The sequence below is a fragment of the Rhodococcus sp. MH15 genome, assembly GCF_019266045.1.
GTDB lineage: Bacteria > Actinomycetota > Actinomycetes > Mycobacteriales > Mycobacteriaceae > Rhodococcus_F > Rhodococcus_F qingshengii.
Window position 1 is genome coordinate 1,028,508 of sequence record NZ_LPNP01000080.1, and the last position, 17,273, is coordinate 1,045,780.

Below are 17,273 nucleotides of genomic sequence, written 5' to 3' on the forward strand. Positions count from 1 at the left end.
AAGCGGCGTTCGGAGGGATAGAACCAGGCTGAGTGAATACCTTGTCGGGAGCCAGGATCGGTCTAGCGTTGTGAATTCGGAACAGATTTCGCGAAGCCAGGAGGATGGTCGGTGGCCGATCGTAGGCGTCCACTCAAGACGATGACCGGTGTCAGCGGGGCGGTGAGTATCTACGACGCCGCGATCGATCCGACGACTTCGACGGTCGCGTCCGCGATCGACGTCGCAAAGACGGCCGAGGCGAACAAGATCGATGGACTGTTTGCCGCCGACCTGCTGAGTTTCGGTGCGCAGGGCGCGATCGGTGCGCAGGAGCCGTTGATCTTCCTTGCCGCGCTGAGTGCGGTCACCACCCATGTGGGGCTCATCGCCACCGTCACGACGACGTTTCATCACCCATTCAACCTGGCACGGTTGTTCGGCACCCTGGACCACGTCAGCAATGGTCGAGCCGCATGGAATGCCGTCACTTCCTCACTCGGAGAAGAGAACTACAGCGACCTGGACCTGCCGAGTCCGGAGGAGCGGTACGCCCGAGCGGCCGAATCGCTCGAGGTGGTCAACGCGCTCTTCGACAGCTGGAAGCCCGGCGCCTTGATCCGGGGAGAGGGCTCTGCGGTGCTGGATCCGTCGAGGGTGGTCCCCATCGAGCACCGAGGCAAGTACTTCACCGTGCAGGGGCCGTTGAACATTCCATCCCTGCCGCAGCGTCGTCCGGTCCAATTCCAGGCAGGCCAATCTGCCGGGGGTATCGAACTGGGTGCTCGCTTCGCGGAGGTCGTATTCACTTCTCTCGCAACCTTCGAGGACGCGGTCACCTACACGAAGACGATCCGCGCCAGGGCGGCAGAGTTGGGGCGTGGGGACGAACTGCCACTGATTTTCAGCTCGTTCCACGCAACGTACGGCGCTACCGAAGCCGAAGTCGAACGATTGGTCAGAGAAGCCGAGGAATCGACGGACTTCGACGCCGGACGCACCAGGCTTGCCGACATGTTCGGCGGTGACGTGGATTTCTCGGAATTGCCGCTGGATCGGCCGATCCCGGAGTCGTTGTTGCCGGACCCGTCGTCGGTGAATCGACGACGGGGCCGGGTCGAGATCTTCGGCAAGCTCGCATCACTAGGAAAGACTCTGCGTGAGTTGATCATCGCGTCCAAGGACACCGGCCACTGGGCAGCGGCGGGCACCCCGGAACAGCTCGCGGACGCGATCGAGGAACGATACGACGCGGGCGTACTCGACGTCATCACGCTCGGTGACCTTGCCGATCCGCGTACACGCGATTTCGTCACGAACGGGCTGCTGCCGGAGCTGCGCAAGCGCGGAATCGTGGGATCCGACTACGTCGGCGGTACCTTTCGCGAAAACCTCGAGTTGCCACCGCTGCCACCGGTTTCCGGTGTCTAGTTGTTGGAAGCGAGTGAGCGCATGAAGAACATGAGGTTGGCCGGTCTTTCCGCGAGGCGACGCATGAAGTAGCCGTACCACTGGCTGCCGTAGGGAACGTAGACCCGCAGGTGATTGCCTTCGGCTACCAATCTGCGTTGTTCGCCGTCGCGGATGCCGTAGAGCATCTGAAACTCGAAATCCTCGGCTGTGCGTTCGGTCAATGTGGCGAGTTCGAGGGCGGCGTCGATCATGGTGGGATCGTGGGAGGCGACCATCGGGTACCCGTCACCTTCCATCAAGACCTTCAGGCAACGCAGGTACGACGCGTCGACTTCGCCGGCCTTTTGGAACGCGACGCCGGCCGGTTCCTTGTATGCACCCTTGCACAGCCGAATTCGTGAACCTGATCCGGAGAAGTGCCGGCAGTCGGCCTCGGTGCGGTGTAGATACGCCTGCAGGACCGTGCCGAGCGTCGGGAAGTCGCGGCGCAACTCTTCGACGATGGACAGTGTCGAGTCGGTGGTGGTGTGATCCTCCGCATCGACGGTGACCCACGCGCCCACTTCGTCTGCCGCTGTGACGATTCGGTGAGCGTTCGCCAGGGCGATCTTCTCGCCGTCACCGGGAAGTGACTGCCCCAACGCGGAGAGCTTGAGCGAAACCTCCAGGGAGTGTTGCGTCCCGGCAATCTCGGAAAGCGTTGCGTACGAGCGGAGAAGGGAGAGATAGGCATCGACGGTAGCTGTTGCCTGAGCCGGATCGGTGGTGTCCTCGCCGAGGTAGTCGACCGTCACGAACCGGCCACTGGTGAGGATGTTGCGCACCGCTGACATCGCTGCGGGTTCCGCGTCCCCGGCGACGAACCTGTCTACAAGCTTGCGGGTCAAGGTCATCCCGGAGACTGTCTTCTCCAGTCGCGACGAGCGTGCCGCCGCGAGGAGCACCGGGCGCAGTGGGTTGCTCAGCGAGACGGCACTCATCAACGGTTCTCGCTCTCGGCTGGATCGACGTCCTGGTGGGGGTAACGATGATCGGTGGGAGGAACGAAGGTTTCCTTGACGGTGCGTGTCGACGCCCAACGGAGCAGATTCTGCGGCGAACCGGCCTTGTCGTTGGTACCCGAAGCCCGCGCACCTCCGAAGGGTTGTTGTCCGACTACCGCTCCCGTCGGCTTGTCGTTGACGTAGAAGTTTCCGGCGGCGAACCGCAGACCATGATGAGCTTGATCGACGGCCGCACGGTCGGTGGCGATCACGGCGCCGGTCAGGGCGTAAGCGGATCCGCTGTCGACGCGCGCGAGGATGTCGGCGTAGGCATTCGGTGCGGAGTCGTCGTAGACGTGAAGCGAAAGGATGGGACCGAAGTACTCGGTGCTGAAGGCTTCGTCGCTCGGGTCGTCACCGAGTAGGACCGTCGGTGAGATGAAGAATCCTTCACGGTCGTCGTAGTCGCCGCCTGCTGCGATGGTGAGGCTGCTGGTCGACTTGGCGCGGACGATCGCGGCGGCGTTTCGGTCGAACGAACGTTGGTCGATGACGGCGCCGCCGAAGTTCGTCAGGTCGGTGACGTCTCCGTACTTCAGCGACGACACAGTGTCGATGAACGTGTCGCCCATCTTGGCCCACAACGACTTCGGGATGAACGCCCGTGATGCGGCCGAACATTTCTGGCCCTGGTAGTCGAAGGCCCCGCGAATCAATGCCGTCGTGAGTACGTCCGGGTCAGCGGAACTGTGTGCGAGTACAAAATCCTTGCCGCCGGTTTCGCCGACGAGACGCGGATACGTCCGGTAGTTCGAGATGTTGGCTCCGACCTCACGCCACAAACGCTGGAACGTTGCGGTGGATCCGGTGAAGTGGATACCCGCCAGTCGGGGGTCGGCAAGCGCGACCTCGGACACCAAGGGGCCGTCGCCGAGAACAAGATTGATCACCCCGGGCGGGAGGCCGGCAGCTTCGAGTAGTTGCATTGTCAGGTACGCCGCGACGGCCTGCGTCGGTGACGGCTTCCAGATCACGGTGTTGCCCATCAGGGCCGGTGCTGTGGGGAGATTTCCGGCGATGGCGGTGAAATTGAAGGGAGTGATCGCGTAGACGAAACCTTCGAGTGGACGATATTCGACGCGATTCCACACTCCCGGAGCGGAAACGGGTTGGTCGGCGAGTATCTGACGTGCGAACGCGACGTTGAAACGCCAGAAGTCGATCAGTTCGCAGGGCGCGTCGATCTCGGCCTGGTATGCGGTCTTCGACTGGCCGAGCATTGTTGCGGCGGCGATGGTTTCGCGCCACGGGCCGGAAAGTAGATCGGCGGCGCGGAGGAAGACCGCAGCGCGGTCGTCGAACGAGAGGTCGCGCCAGGCCGGGGCGGCGAGTGTAGCGGCGTCGATGGCATCACGAACATCCGAGTGCGTTGCGTCCGCATACGATCCGAGCACCGAACTGTGACGGTGTGGTTGAACAACGCTCTCTCGCTTACCTTCCGCAGTTCGGTGGATGCCGCCGATGACCTGCCTGATGTCGGTCGGCGATTCGGCCAGTTCGGTCAGTTTCGTACGGAGGCGCGATCGTTCCGGGCTTCCCGGCGCGTAATTGTTCACCGGTTCGTTGGCTGGGTGGGGGACATTGGTAACGGCGTCCATGACGATCCTTCGGCAGACTCAGGAGTGGGCAGTTGTCGTGTCGTGAACCAGTCAAGTCGAAAGACGTCGGCGAGTAATCCGCTGAGCGGCCAAACATCGGTGTCCGTGTTTGTCCGATCGGCTGAACCGTTTTCGCAGGAAAATGCACTATTCTCGAAGTTGAGGCATTGCGACGGTCCGGAGAGTGGGTGGTACGTGTCTATCCGTGGGGTCAGGCTCGACGCGGTCCTTCGGGCGCTGGGCGGAGCTTTTGTCGAGCTCGTCCTCGCGCCGTCAGGTGATGACGTCTTCGTCGACTCCGTGGTGTTCGCAGAGGTCGGGGACCTCACGCGCCCCAGAACCGCGGCCGTCGAATCCTCTGAGCTCTGGCTCGCTGTCGGTATCGGCGCAGCCGAATTGGCGGCCTGGCTGAACCGCCTCGATCAGAAGGGATCAGCGCCTCGGGCCGTCATGTCGAAGGAGGCCTCGGACACGTCGGTGCGTGCGGCGGCACAGCGCGCCGGAATCGCCTTGATAGCGGTCCATCCGGATGCTCGTTGGGATCGATTGTTCACGACCATCCGGGGCGTGCTCGATCATTCGGTGTCCCGACAGGATTCGGACGACATCGTATTCGGTAGTGACACAGACTTGTTCGAGCTGGCGCAGAACGTCGCCGCAATCACGCGGGGGATGGTCAGCATCGAGGACGAGCATTCCCACGTCTTGGCCTATTCGGCATCGGGAGATGCTGCGGACGAGCTACGTCGGCAATCAATCCTCGGCCGCGAAGGACCTCGCGAATACCTCCGAAAGCTACAGGAGTGGGGCGTCTTCGAGAGCCTGCGGCGAAGTGACGACGTAGTGGAGGTGCCCGCTCACGACGACCTTGCGATCAGGCGACGGTTGGTGGTTCCGATTCGGAGAATATCCGACAATGTCAAGGGGGAGAGCGGTTTCAGCTCTGATCTTCTCGGCACGATCTGGGTGCAGGAAGGCCCGGTTCCCATTGCCGGCGATGCCGACAGCGTGCTCCGCGGTGCCGCGGCCGTTGCTGCTCGGCTGATTTCGCGCATCCGAGACGCGCCGAGTAACGAGGCGATACAGATTCAGCGGTTGCTCGGGGTTCGCGGCGGCGGTGTCGACGTTCCTTCGCTCGCGGCCTCGTTGACCATCCCGATGTCCGGACCGGCGATGGTGGTCGGAGTGGCGAGTATCGGAAACGGTGGGCTGCCGTCTTCGGGCGAACTCGTGTCGTCTTTGCGACTGCACGCCAGCGCCTTTCAGCGTGAATCGCTGGTGAGTACCGTCGGCACCCGGATCTATGTGCTGTTTCCGCGAACCCAATCCGTGAAATCCACAGTCTCGTGGACCCGCGAAGTTGTCGCGCGTTTGGACAAGGTGTCGCCTTCGGGGCTACGGGCCGCGGTCTCGTCGCCGGTTTCGACGCTTGCGGAGGTGGCCCAGGCTCGGGCCGAAGTGGATCGGGTCTTGGACGGAACGTCGGGGGATGTTCGTGTGACCACCCTCGCGGACTCGCGCACACCGGTGCTGCTGGGCGAAATCATGGACACCATTGCGGCCGACGAGCAACTGCACGATCCGAGAGTCGACGCCCTGGACGTCTACGACAGACGCAACGGGTCGAACATGCGCGAAAGCATCTCCGTTTACCTCGCACATTCGGGCGATGTCCGACGTGCATCCGAGCAGCTTCGGATTCACCCGAACACCCTCAGGTATCGGATCAAGAGGGTCGAGGAGATCACGGATACCGACCTCTCCGAGCCGTCGGCCAGGCTGTTGATGGAGATTCAGTTGGCGGCGTCTGCTCGGGCAGTGAGTTCGCCGAACCTGTCGGACCCCAGCAGTACTCTTCGCGAATGATCGACTCAGCGAAGGTGCCAGGCGCAGCGCGCGCGTATTTCGACGGCGGCGACGTCCGCGGCGTTTTCACCGAAGACGCAGTGGTTCGTGACGACGGCCGGACGTATGTCGGGATCGAAGAAATCGTGGCGTGGAAGTCGGCCGTGTCGACGGCGTTCACCTTCACCCAGAAGATCGAGTCGGTCAACACCCCAGGCTCGGCCGTTGTCGTGTCGGTGAAGGTCGAGGGTGATTTTCCCGGAAGCCCCGTCCAGTTACATCACCATTTCACTCTCGACGGTGATCGGATTTCCGCTCTCACGGTGTGCCCCTGATGCCCACCGCTGACGAACTGCTCGGGAAATCCGTCGTCGCCGATCTGGCAGGCTGTCTAGAGCGAGCCTCCGGTCACACACGCCTCGCCCTCGTTCGGGGTAGTACATCCGAATTCGACGGTATGAGTCTCGGCGAACGTACGCGCGTTGTGCGGGACGCGATGACTGCCGAACTGCCTCAGGATCTTCCGGCCTTCGCCGAGATCATCCGCCGTGCGCTTTCAGAAGAGACCTTCACCGGTTGGATGATCTGGCCGGTGACCGAAGCCGTCGCCGTCACGGCGACACGAAGTGGCTCCGAGTCGGATTTCGACGAGGGAATGGCTCTGCTTGCCGAGTTGACGTCGCGTCTGACGGCCGAATTCGCAATTCGCTCATTTCTCGAAACGAACCTTGACCGTTCGCTGGCGATCGCACTCACCTGGACCGGCCATGAAGACGAACACGTCCGGCGCTTGGCGACCGAAGGCACTCGTACTCGTTTGCCCTGGGGAAGACGAGTGAAAGAATTGACGGCGCGTCCCGAGTCGACAATCGTCATTCTCGACGAGCTGTATCGGGATGATTCGGAATATGTACGACGTTCGGTCGCAAACCATCTCAACGATCTCAGTCGTGCTGACGCTGGGCTCGCAGTATCGACTGCGAAGCGTTGGCTGCAGACACCGGATGCCAACACACTGAAAATCGTCAAACATGCATTGCGGACGTTGATCAAGGCCGGCGATCCAGATGCTCTGTCCCTCTTGGGGTTCTCGCCGCCCACCGACGTCGTGGTCGAGGGGTTCGTCATCGACCGCGAAACAGTTGATGCGGGTGGAGAACTCACCTTCGACTTCGCCGTCACGAACAATGGCAGCGAGTCCGTCACCGTCGTGATCGATTACATCGTCCACCACGTGAAGGCCAACGGGCAGACGACGCCCAAGGTCTTCAAACTGACAACACGAACGCTGGAACCCGGGGTGCCGGCCCGTATCGCGAAGAGGCATTCCTTCAAACCGATCAGCACCCGGAAGTACTACGCCGGCGAACATGCCGTCGAGGTGCAGATCAACGGCGTACGCCAGGTGCGAGGTGTATTCCGTTTGGACGCGTGAGGAGATCCGGCCTAGACGCGGAGACTGGCAAATATCGGGATCGGGGCTATGCGGACCGTCGTCCAGATCAACACGAGTGTCAAGATCACAGCCGGTGACCAGCGCAACTGATGCCAGAGCACGACGGGTCTTCCACGGGTGCGGGCGGTCGTCCACGAGACGTACGTGAACGCCAGTGCAAGCAGCATCACGAGGCCAAAGGCATTGAAACGCATCGCTGCACCGAAATCGCCGTGGATGAGGCTGTACACCATCCGAGTGCTACCGCAACCGGGACAATTGACGTTGAACAGCGCTTTGGTCGGACAAACGGGAATGACCCCACCAGGTGTGGTGGGGTCACTCCAGGAGATGAAGGCGCACAGCGCAATTGCCGTGAACGCAACTGCCGCTGGCGCCTTCAGTGCGGCGAGTCGTGATATGTCATCGTTCTCGGTGTCACCACAATTCGGTGTCATTGCAGTTCGGTGTTTGGCCGTCGATCAGTGTCGCCGGTCGGCGTCGGCGGTCACAGGGAACTCGATCCGGCAAGGACGACGACAAAAAGGAAGTACAGAACAGCGACGGCAACACCTGCGCCGACTGACCACAAGGCGAACTTCTTGGCATCGTCAGCTGATTTTCGCGCAGCGTCGAACTGACCTTGCGCCCACAAAGTGTTGACCTGGCTTGATTTGACGATCGAGACGATGCCGAGCGGGAGGCAGCAGAACACTGTCACGAGAATCGCCCAGACCAGATTGTTGTCCGGCGGAGGGCCGACCGGTTGTTGCTGGCCGTAGTACGGGTTCTGCGTCATTGGTCACCTAGCGTTCGGAGAAACAGGGCGTTCGGAGAAACACCCTCTGACGTGCGAAGAGCACGGGCAGGTGACAACATAATCCGTTTCCGAGTGAGTCAGTATCGACTGTTCGTATGACAGAGAATCCGGTTGATTTCTGATTCGGAAGGCGATCCCGAAGACGTCAGCGCATGACCTGTACCTGCTCGGCGATGTCAGCGGCCAGGGCCATCGCAGTCAGAGCGAGGCCGTTGTTGAGGTCGTATCGCAGATGCCCGACATGGCCGTCCTGGACAGCGCGGACTCGTTTCCACGTGGGCGACTCGGCTTCCACAGCGTCGGGGTTCTGTAGCAAGACGAAGTCGGCCTGGTCGAAGATCGCAAGCTCCTCGAGGCTGTAGAAAGTCGAATCCTTCCGATCAGGTGCGGCATGGGCAGCGTCGGTCAAGACGTTCAAGCCGAGGTCCTGCGCAACCGAGACGGCGAACGTGTTGTTCTGCAGCCAGATCTGACCGCTGTCTGCGCCGGCGATCGCAATCGACTTGCCTTCGAGGAGACCACCGATCTTGGCCCGCGCTTGCGCAAGTTCGGCGTTGTATCGGGCGATGACGCGTTCGGCGACTTCGCGGCGATCGAGAGCCGTGAGCTGCGCGGTCATGGCCTGCTTCCACGACGAGCCCGTCGTGCCCTCGTCGACGACGAGCACCGGTGCGATGTCAGTGCCGAGCAGGCCCTTGTCCTGGTAGTAATCCCACCAGCCTTTCCCGACGACCAAAAGATCGGGGTCGTGGCTCAGTATCGATTCGGCATTCGGTTCGTTGTTCGTCCCACCGAGGCGAGCCGCGCCGGCGGGTACCTGGCGCATGAGTTGAGACTTCGGATCCCAATTGGTCGCGACGATCGGGTACTCGGCAAGTAGTGCAAAATCGAGGGCGCCTCGAGCTTCGAGTACCACGACGCGCTTGGGGTCCCGCGGGAGGCGGTAGGCCTGGTCCGCGACGACGATGTCGACCCACTCGTCGGAGGCTTCGGTGCCGCTGGATTCGCTCGAACATGCAGAGAGTGCGCCTAGTGCACCGAGCGCCGCCGCACCGGCCAGGAATCCGCGTCGTGTCAAGGAATCGATCAGACGGGTGAACTCGCCGTCCACATCTCTTGTCGACTGCAAGGGGGTATCGGTCGCAAAAGGGGACACCGTCGGGTGGAAGGTTTCGGTCGATTCGATCACAGGCATGAGAAGGCGCAGCTCCATCTGATGTTCCGGGCATTGGCAGGTGCCTGACCAACGTATTCGAATTCCGTAGCCGCAGCCTTGCTCGAAAGCGCCAATCGCTCAGCGGATTTGGCCATTCGTCACGGGCTCGTGCCACGGGACTCTCCCCTCGGATTCGGCTCGTTGTGGAGGGGCGCGCCCATCTGATCCGAACTCGAGGTATCGTGGCCGACATGCAGCGCGTCTATTTCTGGTTTAGCAGGCCGGCCCCGGGTGGGCCTGCCGGCGTAACCACGCGCTGACAACCTCCACCCAAGAGCCGGACTACAGACCGGCTCGCTGGAGTTTCTCTTCATCTCTGGGGTCGGCCTGAGAACAGGAAACCGAAAACCCCATGACTGTCACCATCGACACCACCGCAGCTTCGGACAGCCTCGACGATCAGCGCACTGTGAGTATCAGTCCGCTCGTGTCACCGGCGACCGTTCGTGCTCAGCACGCTCCGGACGAGGTCGCGGCCGCCACTGTGCGCACCGGTCGGGCCGACACCATCAACATCCTCAACGGTGACGACGATCGTTTGATCGTCGTAGTCGGTCCGTGCTCTGTGCACGATCCGGAAGCGGCGATGGACTACGCCCGCCGGTTGGCCGCCAAGGCCGAAGAACTGCGGGACGATCTGCACATCGTCATGCGCGTCTACTTCGAAAAGCCGCGCACCACACTCGGGTGGAAGGGCCTGCTCAACGACCCCCACCTCGACGGCACGTTCGACATCAACACCGGGCTCGGTATCGGCCGCAAGTTGCTTCTCGACGTGTCGAGCCTGGGCCTGCCTGTCGGCTGCGAGTTCCTTGATCCGATCATGCCTCAGTACATTGCCGACCTGGTCAGCTACGGTGCGATCGGCGCCCGGACCGCCGCCAGTCAGGTTCACCGTCAGCTGTGCAGCGCGCTGTCCATGCCCGTCGGTATCAAGAACTCCACCGAAGGCGACGTACAGGTAGCCGTCGACGGCACCCGCGCCGCGGCAGCGAGCCACGTGTTCCCCGGAACGGACCTCGACGGCCAGGCTGCCTTGATCCGTACCGCGGGCAACCCCGACTGCCATGTCATTCTTCGTGGTGGTAGCGACGGACCGAACTACGATGCCGAGACAGTCGCGGACACCCTTGCCCGCCTGCGTAAGTCGAACCTGCCCGAGCGCGTGGTCATCGACGCGAGCCACGGTAACAGCAGCAAGGACCATGAGCGTCAGGTCATCGTGCTCGACGACATTGCCCGACGTCTGACCGAGGGCGAGCAGGGAATCGCGGGCGTCATGTTGGAGAGTTTCATCGAGGCCGGCCGTCAGGACCTGACCTTGGGTAAGGCGGACGAGCTCACCTACGGTCAGTCGATCACCGACGCGTGCATCGACTGGTCCACCACCGCAGCGCAGTTGGACCGTCTGGCGCAGGCCGTTGCGGCTCGGAGGGGCTGACGCCCCCGTGCGCCTTTTTGGTAGCGCCAACTACCAAAAAGGCGCACAGGGCCGCTAGGCCAACACTTCTCGCGTGGCCTCGACCAGGCGTTCCAGCCAGGCATCCGTGCCGACGGCCTGACGCAGTGGCTCGTTGGGCAGTTCGATGCTGACCGACAGTCCGGCAGGCAAAGTCGACCAGATGTCGGCCAGGGCTATGCCGCCGGTGCCGGGCACCAGACGCTCCTCGCGGGCCTGACGGATCAGCTCTGCGTCCCCAGTGGGAGCGGGGGTCGAACCGTCGCACATCTGGGCGTAGTGCAACCACTCGCGCGGGATGGACGCAAGATCCTCGAGCGTTGTCGCCGAGCGGTCGGTGTGCAATGCGTCGACGAGGACACTGCGAGCCGGACCGTCTGCCGCCGAGACGATCTCGATGGCCGCACGCGCATCGGGCACCGCAGTCCACGGCATGAATTCGAGCGAGGCGACGATGCCGTAGTTCGCGCACAGTTCAGCGAGGCGGGCATAGGAGTCCGTGAGCCGAGCGCGGTCGCGGTCGTCGCCGCCCACCAGAACGGCTTTGGCTCCGAGCTGTGCTCCGGCTTCGAGCAGCGGAACGTAGTCGGCGGGGTCGAAGTCGGCTGCAAGACGGATGATTTCGAGGTCGAATACCTCGACCGGTGAATCGCCCAGTCGACGCACCAGTTCGTCCAACGACTGCTTGTCCTCGTGCAGAGGGTAGGCCGTCGTACCTGGTGCCGCGGGCATCAGACGGATACCGATGGTGTCGAAGCCGTGCTTTTCAGCCAAGGCGACGTGCTGCATCGGTGCGGTGTCGAGCACTGTGAGGGCTGCCAGTCCGAGTGAGAGTGTCATGCGTGCGCTCCAACTGTCCTGGCTCCGGCCAGTTCCCGGCCGGCCAGGTAACCGAATGTCATGGCCGGTCCGAGGTTGATGCCCCCGGACGGGTAGTGCCCGCCCATCACGCTCGCCTGATCGACGCCGACGGCGAGCAACCCCTCGATGGGGCGGTCGTTGTCATCGAGAACCTGCGACGACGAGTCCGTGACCAGTCCGGCGAAGGTGCCGAAACTCCCTGGCACGACTTTCACCGCGTAGTACGGACCCTTCTGCAAGGGCGCGAGCGACGGGTTCGGCCACGGATTGGAAGCATCTCCGGAACCTCGGTTGAACGGTGTTGTACCGCGACCGAACTCGGGGTCTTCACCGGCCACGGCCCCGATATTGAAAGCTGCGACGGTTTTCTCCAACTGCACGGGGTCGGCGCCGATCTTCTCGGCCAAGTCCCGAAGAGTGCGCCCACGCGTGAGGTACCCCGAGCGCAGGTACGGCTGGATCGGGATCGGCAAGGGCTTCGCCATGCCCAGCGGGAGGTATCGCACATACTGTTGATCGGCAATCAACCACGAGCACACCTCTTCACCCTCGGGAACCTGCTCGACCATCGCGAGTGTGTAGTCGTGATAGCCGAGTGCTTCGTTGACAAACCGCTTGCCGTTCGCGAGAACTCCGATGACACCGGGCTTTCCGCGATCGAGGATGTGCGGGAACACACCTTCCTTGCCGTTGCGGTAGCGAACGATGGAGACGGGGCAGTACGCGACGGGGGAGGCGAGGGTGCGGTCGAGTCGGCCGCCCACGGATTCGCCGAGGGTGATGCCGTCGCCGGTGGTTGTCTTCGGGGTGAGCGACCAGTGCTCGTTGCCGGTGGGGGTGCGCGGGAACAGTTCGCGTCGTCGGTCGATGTCCTGGGCGAAGCCGCCGGTGGCCAGTACGACGCCGCGCGTGGCAGTTACCGAGTACGCACCATCCGGGCCTTCGAGGCGGACACCGACAACGCGACCGTCATCGTCAGTCCGCAGCGATGTTGCCGACGTTTTCACCCGAATCTCGACGCCGAGATCAAGCGCTGAGCGAAGCATCATGCCGACAAGCGCAGTGCCGTTGACGAGTTGCTGGCCACGACGTTTGGTGGCGAGATCGAACATGTGCTTTGTCACGCGAACACCACAGTGCACAAAGGCTTTCGGTGATCGGGTCGAGTGCAGGAAAGCCTGCAGATCAGGGCCGGCCATGATGCCCATACCGAGGAATGACGTCTCGTACAACTGTCGACGTAGCAGCGCCGCGACGTCGGGGCCGAGCTTTCGCAAGCTCACCGGTTTCGGTCCGACGGAACGATGACCAGTGCCGGCTCCCGGTGTGTCGCCGTGTATGTCGGCGATCTTGGCTCCGGGAACAAACTTCAGCGCAGTCTTGCGTTCGAAGAACTCGACCATCTCCGGTGCGCCGTCGAGAAGAGCATCCACTTTGGCGGCGTCGAAGTTGTCTCCGAGTCGGTTCTCCAGATATGCCCGCGGCGCCGAACGATCTTCGACAACCCCGTCGGCGATGGCAAACATGTTGCGCGGGGTCCACATCCACCCGCCTGACCAGGCCGTTGCGCCGCCGCAGGTGTCGGCCTTCTCGACAACGAGTACCGACGCGCCGCCATGTGCTGCGGCAATTGCTGTGGAAAGCCCGCCTGCGCCGGAGCCCACGACAACCACGTCGTAGGTGAGGGGGGTACTGCTACTCATTTCTGCTCCTTGGCAGTTGTTGCGAGGGTCGGTGTCGATGTCAGCTCGACAACCTTGCCCGTTCGTGACGATTCGTAGATTGCGGCGATGATGGCAAGTGATGCGCGGGCGTCCCGGCCGGTGACGGCGGGTTCACGCCCGGTCAGGACGGCGTCGGCGAAGTCTTGCACCTGCAGGGTGTGGAAGTCGGTCAGTGCCGCATTGACCGCGCCCACATCGAGATTCGCATCGATGTCTGCGGAGTACGGCGACCGGAACTCCACTTCGCCCGGCACCGTCCAGATTTCGTTGACACCCTCGTGCCCTTCGGGGAACTCGAGGACACTGGCGATGGCACCGGTGCGCCCGATCACCGTGACGCGGTTGCCCAGGTTGTGATTGGCACCCGTTGTCGCAGTGACGGTGGCGGTGCCACCCGAGGCAAAGGAAATCACAGCTGACGCGCTGTCTTCCGTCTCGATGTGCTCACCGTGGGTGTGGGTGCGGATGAAGCCGCTGACCGAGACGGCCTCGCCCATGAACCAGACCAGCATGTCGATCTGGTGCACGGCCTGAGTCATGAGCACGCCACCGCCGTCGGTGTCCCAGCGTCCACGCCAGGCGTCGGCCGAGTAGTAACTCGATGGGCGATGCAGGATCACCGACGCCTCACCGAGCATGGGTAGTCCGATCCGCCCGTCGTCGATGGCGTCGCGGATCCGACGTGCTGCCGGCCAGAATCGGCGTTGGAAGAGCACCCCGAACGTGATACCGGCGCGGTCGGCGGCCTCGATCATGCGGTCGGCGGCAGCAACATCGACTGCGATGGGCTTCTCGCACAAAACATGTACACCCGCTTCGGCAGCGGCCACGACTACCTCTTCATGTACCGGGTGCGGCGTGCAAACGGTGCAGGCGTCGAGTCCGAGGGCGAGAAGTTGCTCCACTGAACTCACGGCTGCGGGAATGCCGTGCGCTGCCGCGAACTCCTGGGCGCGTCCGATATCGGGATCGCAGCAGCCGATCACCTCGACACCGGGGACTTGTTGCAGCGCGCGGGCATGGTTGCCGGCGATCTTGCCGCAGCCGACGATTCCGACTTTCAACGTCATCAGAAATGTTCCTCTGCTTCGACGTCCCGCGCCGCAGATTCGCCGCGGTCGAGACTGTTCAGTGCTTCGATGTCCTCGCCGGATAGGGTGACGTCGAGTGCTGCCAGGTTCTCGGCCTGACGCGTCGGGTTCGCTGATCGCGCGACCGGAACCACACCCTGCGCGACGTGCCATGCGAGCACCACTTGAGCTGGTGTGCAACCGATTCGACCGGCGATCTCCCCGACCACGGCGTTGTCGAGCACGTCACCCCGGCCGAGCGGACTCCACGACTGAGTGAAGATGCCAAGTTCGTCGTTTGCGCGGCGAACCGGGATCCGAGCGAGCGACGGGTCCATCTGAATCTGGTTGACTGCCGGTGCCTCGCCGGTTTCGGCGACGACGCGGCGCAGGTGGAGCTCCAGGAAGTTCGACACACCCACGTACCGAACCAGTCCGGCGTCGCGGCAGGCCAGCATCGACTCGAACGACGCGACATAGCGATCGATTCGCGGGAGTGGCCAGTGGATCAGGAACAGATCCAGCTGGTCGAGTCCCAGTAGTTCCAGACTCTGCTCGAGGGCGCCCCGAATGTCGCCGGAAACCTGGTCGTTGCCACGAAGTTTGGTGGTGACGAACAGTTCTTCTCGCGGCAAACCTGATTCCGCCAGCGCCACACCGACGGCGCCCTCGTTGCCGTAGATCGCGGCGGTGTCGATGAGGCGGTACCCGGCCTCGATGCCGGAGAGAACCGAGTTCGTGGCGTCGGCACCGACCAGGGGCCAGGTTCCGAGTCCAATGGGCGGCAATGCAGTTGCCACGGGTGTGGCTGCCTGTGTGGTCATGCGTGAACCTCCTGACGTGCCGCAGCGGCGGCGGTGATCGCGACGGCAACGTCGGCTGCGGTCACGAGTGCGGCATGGATGGACCCGCCGTCACCGCTCGCGTCGCCGACGGTATGTACTCCGAGTCGTGGTGCCAGTGAACGGAGTTCGGCAAGAAGTTCCGAACGCGGCTCGACGCCTTGCGAGATCAGCAGTTCGCCCGGAGCATCGACCTCGCTCAGCACACCGGCCGTCGAAATCGTGACGCGGTCAGCGGCGACTGTGGTGACGATCGAGCTGAGGTAGGTCGTGAGGTTCTCACTTGCGGCCAGGCGCGGCAGCAGCACGATCTTTCCGCGGCGTCCGACGTCGTGCGCGATGGTTTCCTGCGGGCCGATCATCACGACCTGGGTGCCCTTCTGAAGGAGATCGTCGGCGACGGCCGCAGCCTCACGGTCGGCGCCGAAGATGGTGACAGCGGCAGGAGCTGGATCGCCGGAGACGAGGAATTCGCGGACGTCGCGAACGGTACGGGTTGCTGCTCCGGGGAGATCGACCACGGGGCCGACGCCGCCGGCGGCAAGAACTATGGCGTCGAAATCGACACCGGAGAGCAAAGCAGCATCTACCCGGGTCGAGGTGTGGCAGTGGACCCCGAGTTCAGCCAGTTCCGCGGCGTACCAGTCCACGATCCGTCCATATTCGGGATACTCGTGAAGCTTCGATGCCAGAGCGAAGTCGCCACCGAGGCTGGGTCGCTCGTCGTACAGGTCGACGCGGTGACCGGCAAGTGCGAGGTCGCGGGCAGCGGCCATTCCCGACGGCCCGGCACCGATGACGGCGACCCGCACGGTGGCATCAGCCGGCTTTGTGGGCTGATCCAATTCGCGGCCGACCCACGGGTTGACGGAGCAGGGAATGGGGCCGGCGGCCAGGCTGTCGATGCAGTAGTTGCAGGCAATGCAAGGGCGGTACCGGCCACCGTCGATGGCGCGATTCGGGAAGTCCGGATCTGCGTGCAGCGTACGAGCCATGCTGACGAAGTTCGCCTGCCCGGATTCGATGATCCGCGCAGCGATCTCCGGCGACGTGATGCGTCCGGCCACTCCCACCGGGATGTCGAAGTCGCGCTGGTACTGCTCGGAGTACGGCGCGAGGAGACCGCGCGACCATTCACCGGGCTGGATGATCCACTGTCCCGCTTCGTAGTTGCCGGCCGAGACGTCGAGGAAATCGAGTCGGTCGGTGTCGATGGCGCCGATGCGAGCGCGAGTCATCTCGGCGTCGAGTCCGCCGTCGATGCCTTCGAAGGCTGAGAATCGGAGTCCCAGAGTGATTCCCGGTGCGTGCTCGTGGACGGAGGCGATGACCTTGTTGACGAACAAGGTGGGGTCGGCCCACTCGTCGTCGCGGTGATTGTAAGCAGGGGAGAGGAACTGGTGGATCAGATACCCGTGGCCACCGTGCAGGGAGATGACGTCGACGCCGGCCTGCTGGCAGCGCGCTGCGGCTTCACCGAAACACTCGATGATGTGCTCGATGTCGTCGCCGTCGAGTTGTTCTGGCATCTCGCCGCCGACAACCAAACACGGAATCGGTGTCGGGGCAACGGGAACAAACCCGCTGACAGAACCTTGCGCCGTGCGACCACCATGGTTGAGTTCGACTCCGACGAGCGCTCCATGCGCGTGAATAGCGTCGACCATCTTCTTGATGCCCGGAATCCGTTCGTCGACGTCGACGCCCATCTGCCGGATGCGACCCTTGCCGTCGGCACGCACGTAGCTCGCTTCGGTGAAGATCAGTGCAGCACCACCTTCGGCGCGGCGAGCGAGGTACGCGATGTACTCGTCCGTCATGGTGCCGTCGACTTCGCAGTAGTTGCGTTCCATCGGGGCCGACACGAACCGGTTCCGGAGGCGGACGCTGCCCATGTCGAGAGGTTCGGCGAAAGGCGCAGTCACATTCATCAGTGCTCCTGGTACTTCGCGAGAAAGTAGGTGTTCG

At 63.1% G+C, this 17,273-nt stretch carries 15 protein-coding genes; 5 read left to right on the forward strand and 10 right to left on the reverse strand.

Annotated features, from left to right (window positions below):
• Nucleotides 1–111 precede the first annotated feature (111 nt).
• The gene (locus tag ATN37_RS27805; RefSeq protein WP_198035667.1) at nt 112–1,410 is read left to right on the forward strand and encodes an NtaA/DmoA family FMN-dependent monooxygenase; all 1,299 of its coding nucleotides are present in this window, start codon (nt 112–114) and stop codon (nt 1,408–1,410) included.
• Here the strand turns inward: ATN37_RS27805 and ATN37_RS27810 are convergent.
• Both ATN37_RS27810 and pruA read right to left on the reverse strand, forming a co-directional pair.
• Nucleotides 1,407–2,372: a proline dehydrogenase family protein gene (locus tag ATN37_RS27810; RefSeq protein ID WP_042921755.1), complete on the reverse strand. Its 966-nt coding sequence runs from the start codon at nt 2,370–2,372 to the stop codon at nt 1,407–1,409. The genes ATN37_RS27805 and ATN37_RS27810 overlap by 4 nt on opposite strands.
• Nucleotides 2,372–4,033, reverse strand: coding sequence for an L-glutamate gamma-semialdehyde dehydrogenase (gene pruA / locus ATN37_RS27815; RefSeq protein WP_081558329.1), 1,662 nt, complete (start codon nt 4,031–4,033; stop codon nt 2,372–2,374). Before pruA ends, ATN37_RS27810 begins: the two co-directional genes overlap by 1 nt.
• A 195-nt stretch (nt 4,034–4,228) precedes the next feature.
• Here pruA and ATN37_RS27820 point away from each other — a divergent pair, with 195 nt between their 5' ends.
• From ATN37_RS27820 to ATN37_RS27830, 3 genes are read left to right on the forward strand one after another with little or no spacing between them, the layout of a single operon-like run.
• Complete coding sequence (locus ATN37_RS27820; protein ID WP_065351309.1) at nt 4,229–5,899, forward strand: CdaR family transcriptional regulator; 1,671 nt, start codon at nt 4,229–4,231, stop codon at nt 5,897–5,899.
• Nucleotides 5,896–6,213, forward strand: a complete 318-nt coding sequence (locus tag ATN37_RS27825; protein ID WP_007733586.1) for a nuclear transport factor 2 family protein — start codon at nt 5,896–5,898, stop codon at nt 6,211–6,213. The genes ATN37_RS27820 and ATN37_RS27825 overlap by 4 nt, the downstream gene beginning before the upstream one ends.
• A complete protein-coding gene (locus tag ATN37_RS27830) occupies nt 6,213–7,313 on the forward strand; it encodes a DNA alkylation repair protein (protein WP_081558328.1) in 1,101 nt (366 codons plus the stop codon). Before ATN37_RS27825 ends, ATN37_RS27830 begins: the two co-directional genes overlap by 1 nt.
• Nucleotides 7,314–7,324: 11 nt before the next feature.
• Here ATN37_RS27830 and ATN37_RS27835 read toward each other — a convergent pair whose 3' ends face one another.
• The 3 genes from ATN37_RS27835 to ATN37_RS27845 form a co-directional block, all read right to left on the reverse strand.
• Nucleotides 7,325–7,771 carry a DUF2752 domain-containing protein gene (locus ATN37_RS27835; protein ID WP_051649551.1) on the reverse strand — a complete coding sequence of 149 codons (447 nt, stop codon included), beginning with the start codon at nt 7,769–7,771 and terminating at the stop codon, nt 7,325–7,327.
• A 50-nt stretch (nt 7,772–7,821) separates the two neighbouring features.
• Nucleotides 7,822–8,112 (reverse strand): CD225/dispanin family protein, encoded by a 291-nt coding sequence (locus ATN37_RS27840; RefSeq protein WP_003940575.1) that lies wholly within the window; start codon nt 8,110–8,112, stop codon nt 7,822–7,824.
• A 166-nt stretch (nt 8,113–8,278) separates the two neighbouring features.
• Complete coding sequence (locus tag ATN37_RS27845; RefSeq protein WP_238704710.1) at nt 8,279–9,328, reverse strand: ABC transporter substrate-binding protein; 1,050 nt, start codon at nt 9,326–9,328, stop codon at nt 8,279–8,281.
• A gap of 373 nt (nt 9,329–9,701) precedes the next feature.
• Here ATN37_RS27845 and ATN37_RS27850 point away from each other — a divergent pair, with 373 nt between their 5' ends.
• Entirely contained in the window at nt 9,702–10,790 is a 1,089-nt protein-coding gene (locus ATN37_RS27850; protein WP_003940571.1) for a 3-deoxy-7-phosphoheptulonate synthase, read from the forward strand.
• Nucleotides 10,791–10,844: 54 nt separating this feature from the next.
• Here ATN37_RS27850 and ATN37_RS27855 read toward each other — a convergent pair whose 3' ends face one another.
• From ATN37_RS27855 to ATN37_RS27875, 5 genes are read right to left on the reverse strand one after another with little or no spacing between them, the layout of a single operon-like run.
• Nucleotides 10,845–11,648 carry a sugar phosphate isomerase/epimerase gene (locus ATN37_RS27855; RefSeq protein ID WP_218695871.1) on the reverse strand — a complete coding sequence of 268 codons (804 nt, stop codon included), beginning with the start codon at nt 11,646–11,648 and terminating at the stop codon, nt 10,845–10,847.
• Nucleotides 11,645–13,372, reverse strand: a complete 1,728-nt coding sequence (locus ATN37_RS27860) for an FAD-dependent oxidoreductase (RefSeq protein WP_218695872.1) — start codon at nt 13,370–13,372, stop codon at nt 11,645–11,647. The genes ATN37_RS27855 and ATN37_RS27860 overlap by 4 nt, the downstream gene beginning before the upstream one ends.
• A complete protein-coding gene (locus ATN37_RS27865; protein WP_218695874.1) occupies nt 13,369–14,463 on the reverse strand; it encodes a Gfo/Idh/MocA family protein in 1,095 nt (364 codons plus the stop codon). The genes ATN37_RS27860 and ATN37_RS27865 overlap by 4 nt, the downstream gene beginning before the upstream one ends.
• Nucleotides 14,463–15,287, reverse strand: coding sequence for an aldo/keto reductase (locus tag ATN37_RS27870; RefSeq protein WP_218695876.1), 825 nt, complete (start codon nt 15,285–15,287; stop codon nt 14,463–14,465). The genes ATN37_RS27865 and ATN37_RS27870 overlap by 1 nt, the downstream gene beginning before the upstream one ends.
• Entirely contained in the window at nt 15,284–17,236 is a 1,953-nt protein-coding gene (locus ATN37_RS27875; protein WP_193595009.1) for an FAD-dependent oxidoreductase, read from the reverse strand. Before ATN37_RS27875 ends, ATN37_RS27870 begins: the two co-directional genes overlap by 4 nt.
• Nucleotides 17,237–17,273: the final 37 nt, after the last annotated feature.

Bases quoted from the DNA above. Each gene is read 5' to 3' on its own strand.
- ATN37_RS27845 (WP_238704710.1), bottom strand. From the start codon at position 9,328: ATGCCTGTGATCGAATCGACCGAAACCTTCCACCCGACGGTGTCCCCT.
- ATN37_RS27825 (WP_007733586.1), top strand. From the start codon at position 5,896: ATGATCGACTCAGCGAAGGTGCCAGGCGCAGCGCGCGCGTATTTCGAC.
- ATN37_RS27855 (WP_218695871.1), bottom strand. From the start codon at position 11,648: ATGACACTCTCACTCGGACTGGCAGCCCTCACAGTGCTCGACACCGCA.
- ATN37_RS27860 (WP_218695872.1), bottom strand. From the start codon at position 13,372: ATGAGTAGCAGTACCCCCCTCACCTACGACGTGGTTGTCGTGGGCTCC.
- ATN37_RS27830 (WP_081558328.1), top strand. From the start codon at position 6,213: ATGCCCACCGCTGACGAACTGCTCGGGAAATCCGTCGTCGCCGATCTG.
- ATN37_RS27835 (WP_051649551.1), bottom strand. From the start codon at position 7,771: ATGACACCGAATTGTGGTGACACCGAGAACGATGACATATCACGACTC.
- ATN37_RS27875 (WP_193595009.1), bottom strand. From the start codon at position 17,236: ATGAATGTGACTGCGCCTTTCGCCGAACCTCTCGACATGGGCAGCGTC.
- ATN37_RS27870 (WP_218695876.1), bottom strand. From the start codon at position 15,287: ATGACCACACAGGCAGCCACACCCGTGGCAACTGCATTGCCGCCCATT.
- ATN37_RS27865 (WP_218695874.1), bottom strand. From the start codon at position 14,463: ATGACGTTGAAAGTCGGAATCGTCGGCTGCGGCAAGATCGCCGGCAAC.
- ATN37_RS27840 (WP_003940575.1), bottom strand. From the start codon at position 8,112: ATGACGCAGAACCCGTACTACGGCCAGCAACAACCGGTCGGCCCTCCG.
- pruA (WP_081558329.1), bottom strand. From the start codon at position 4,033: ATGGACGCCGTTACCAATGTCCCCCACCCAGCCAACGAACCGGTGAAC.
- ATN37_RS27850 (WP_003940571.1), top strand. From the start codon at position 9,702: ATGACTGTCACCATCGACACCACCGCAGCTTCGGACAGCCTCGACGAT.
- ATN37_RS27810 (WP_042921755.1), bottom strand. From the start codon at position 2,372: ATGAGTGCCGTCTCGCTGAGCAACCCACTGCGCCCGGTGCTCCTCGCG.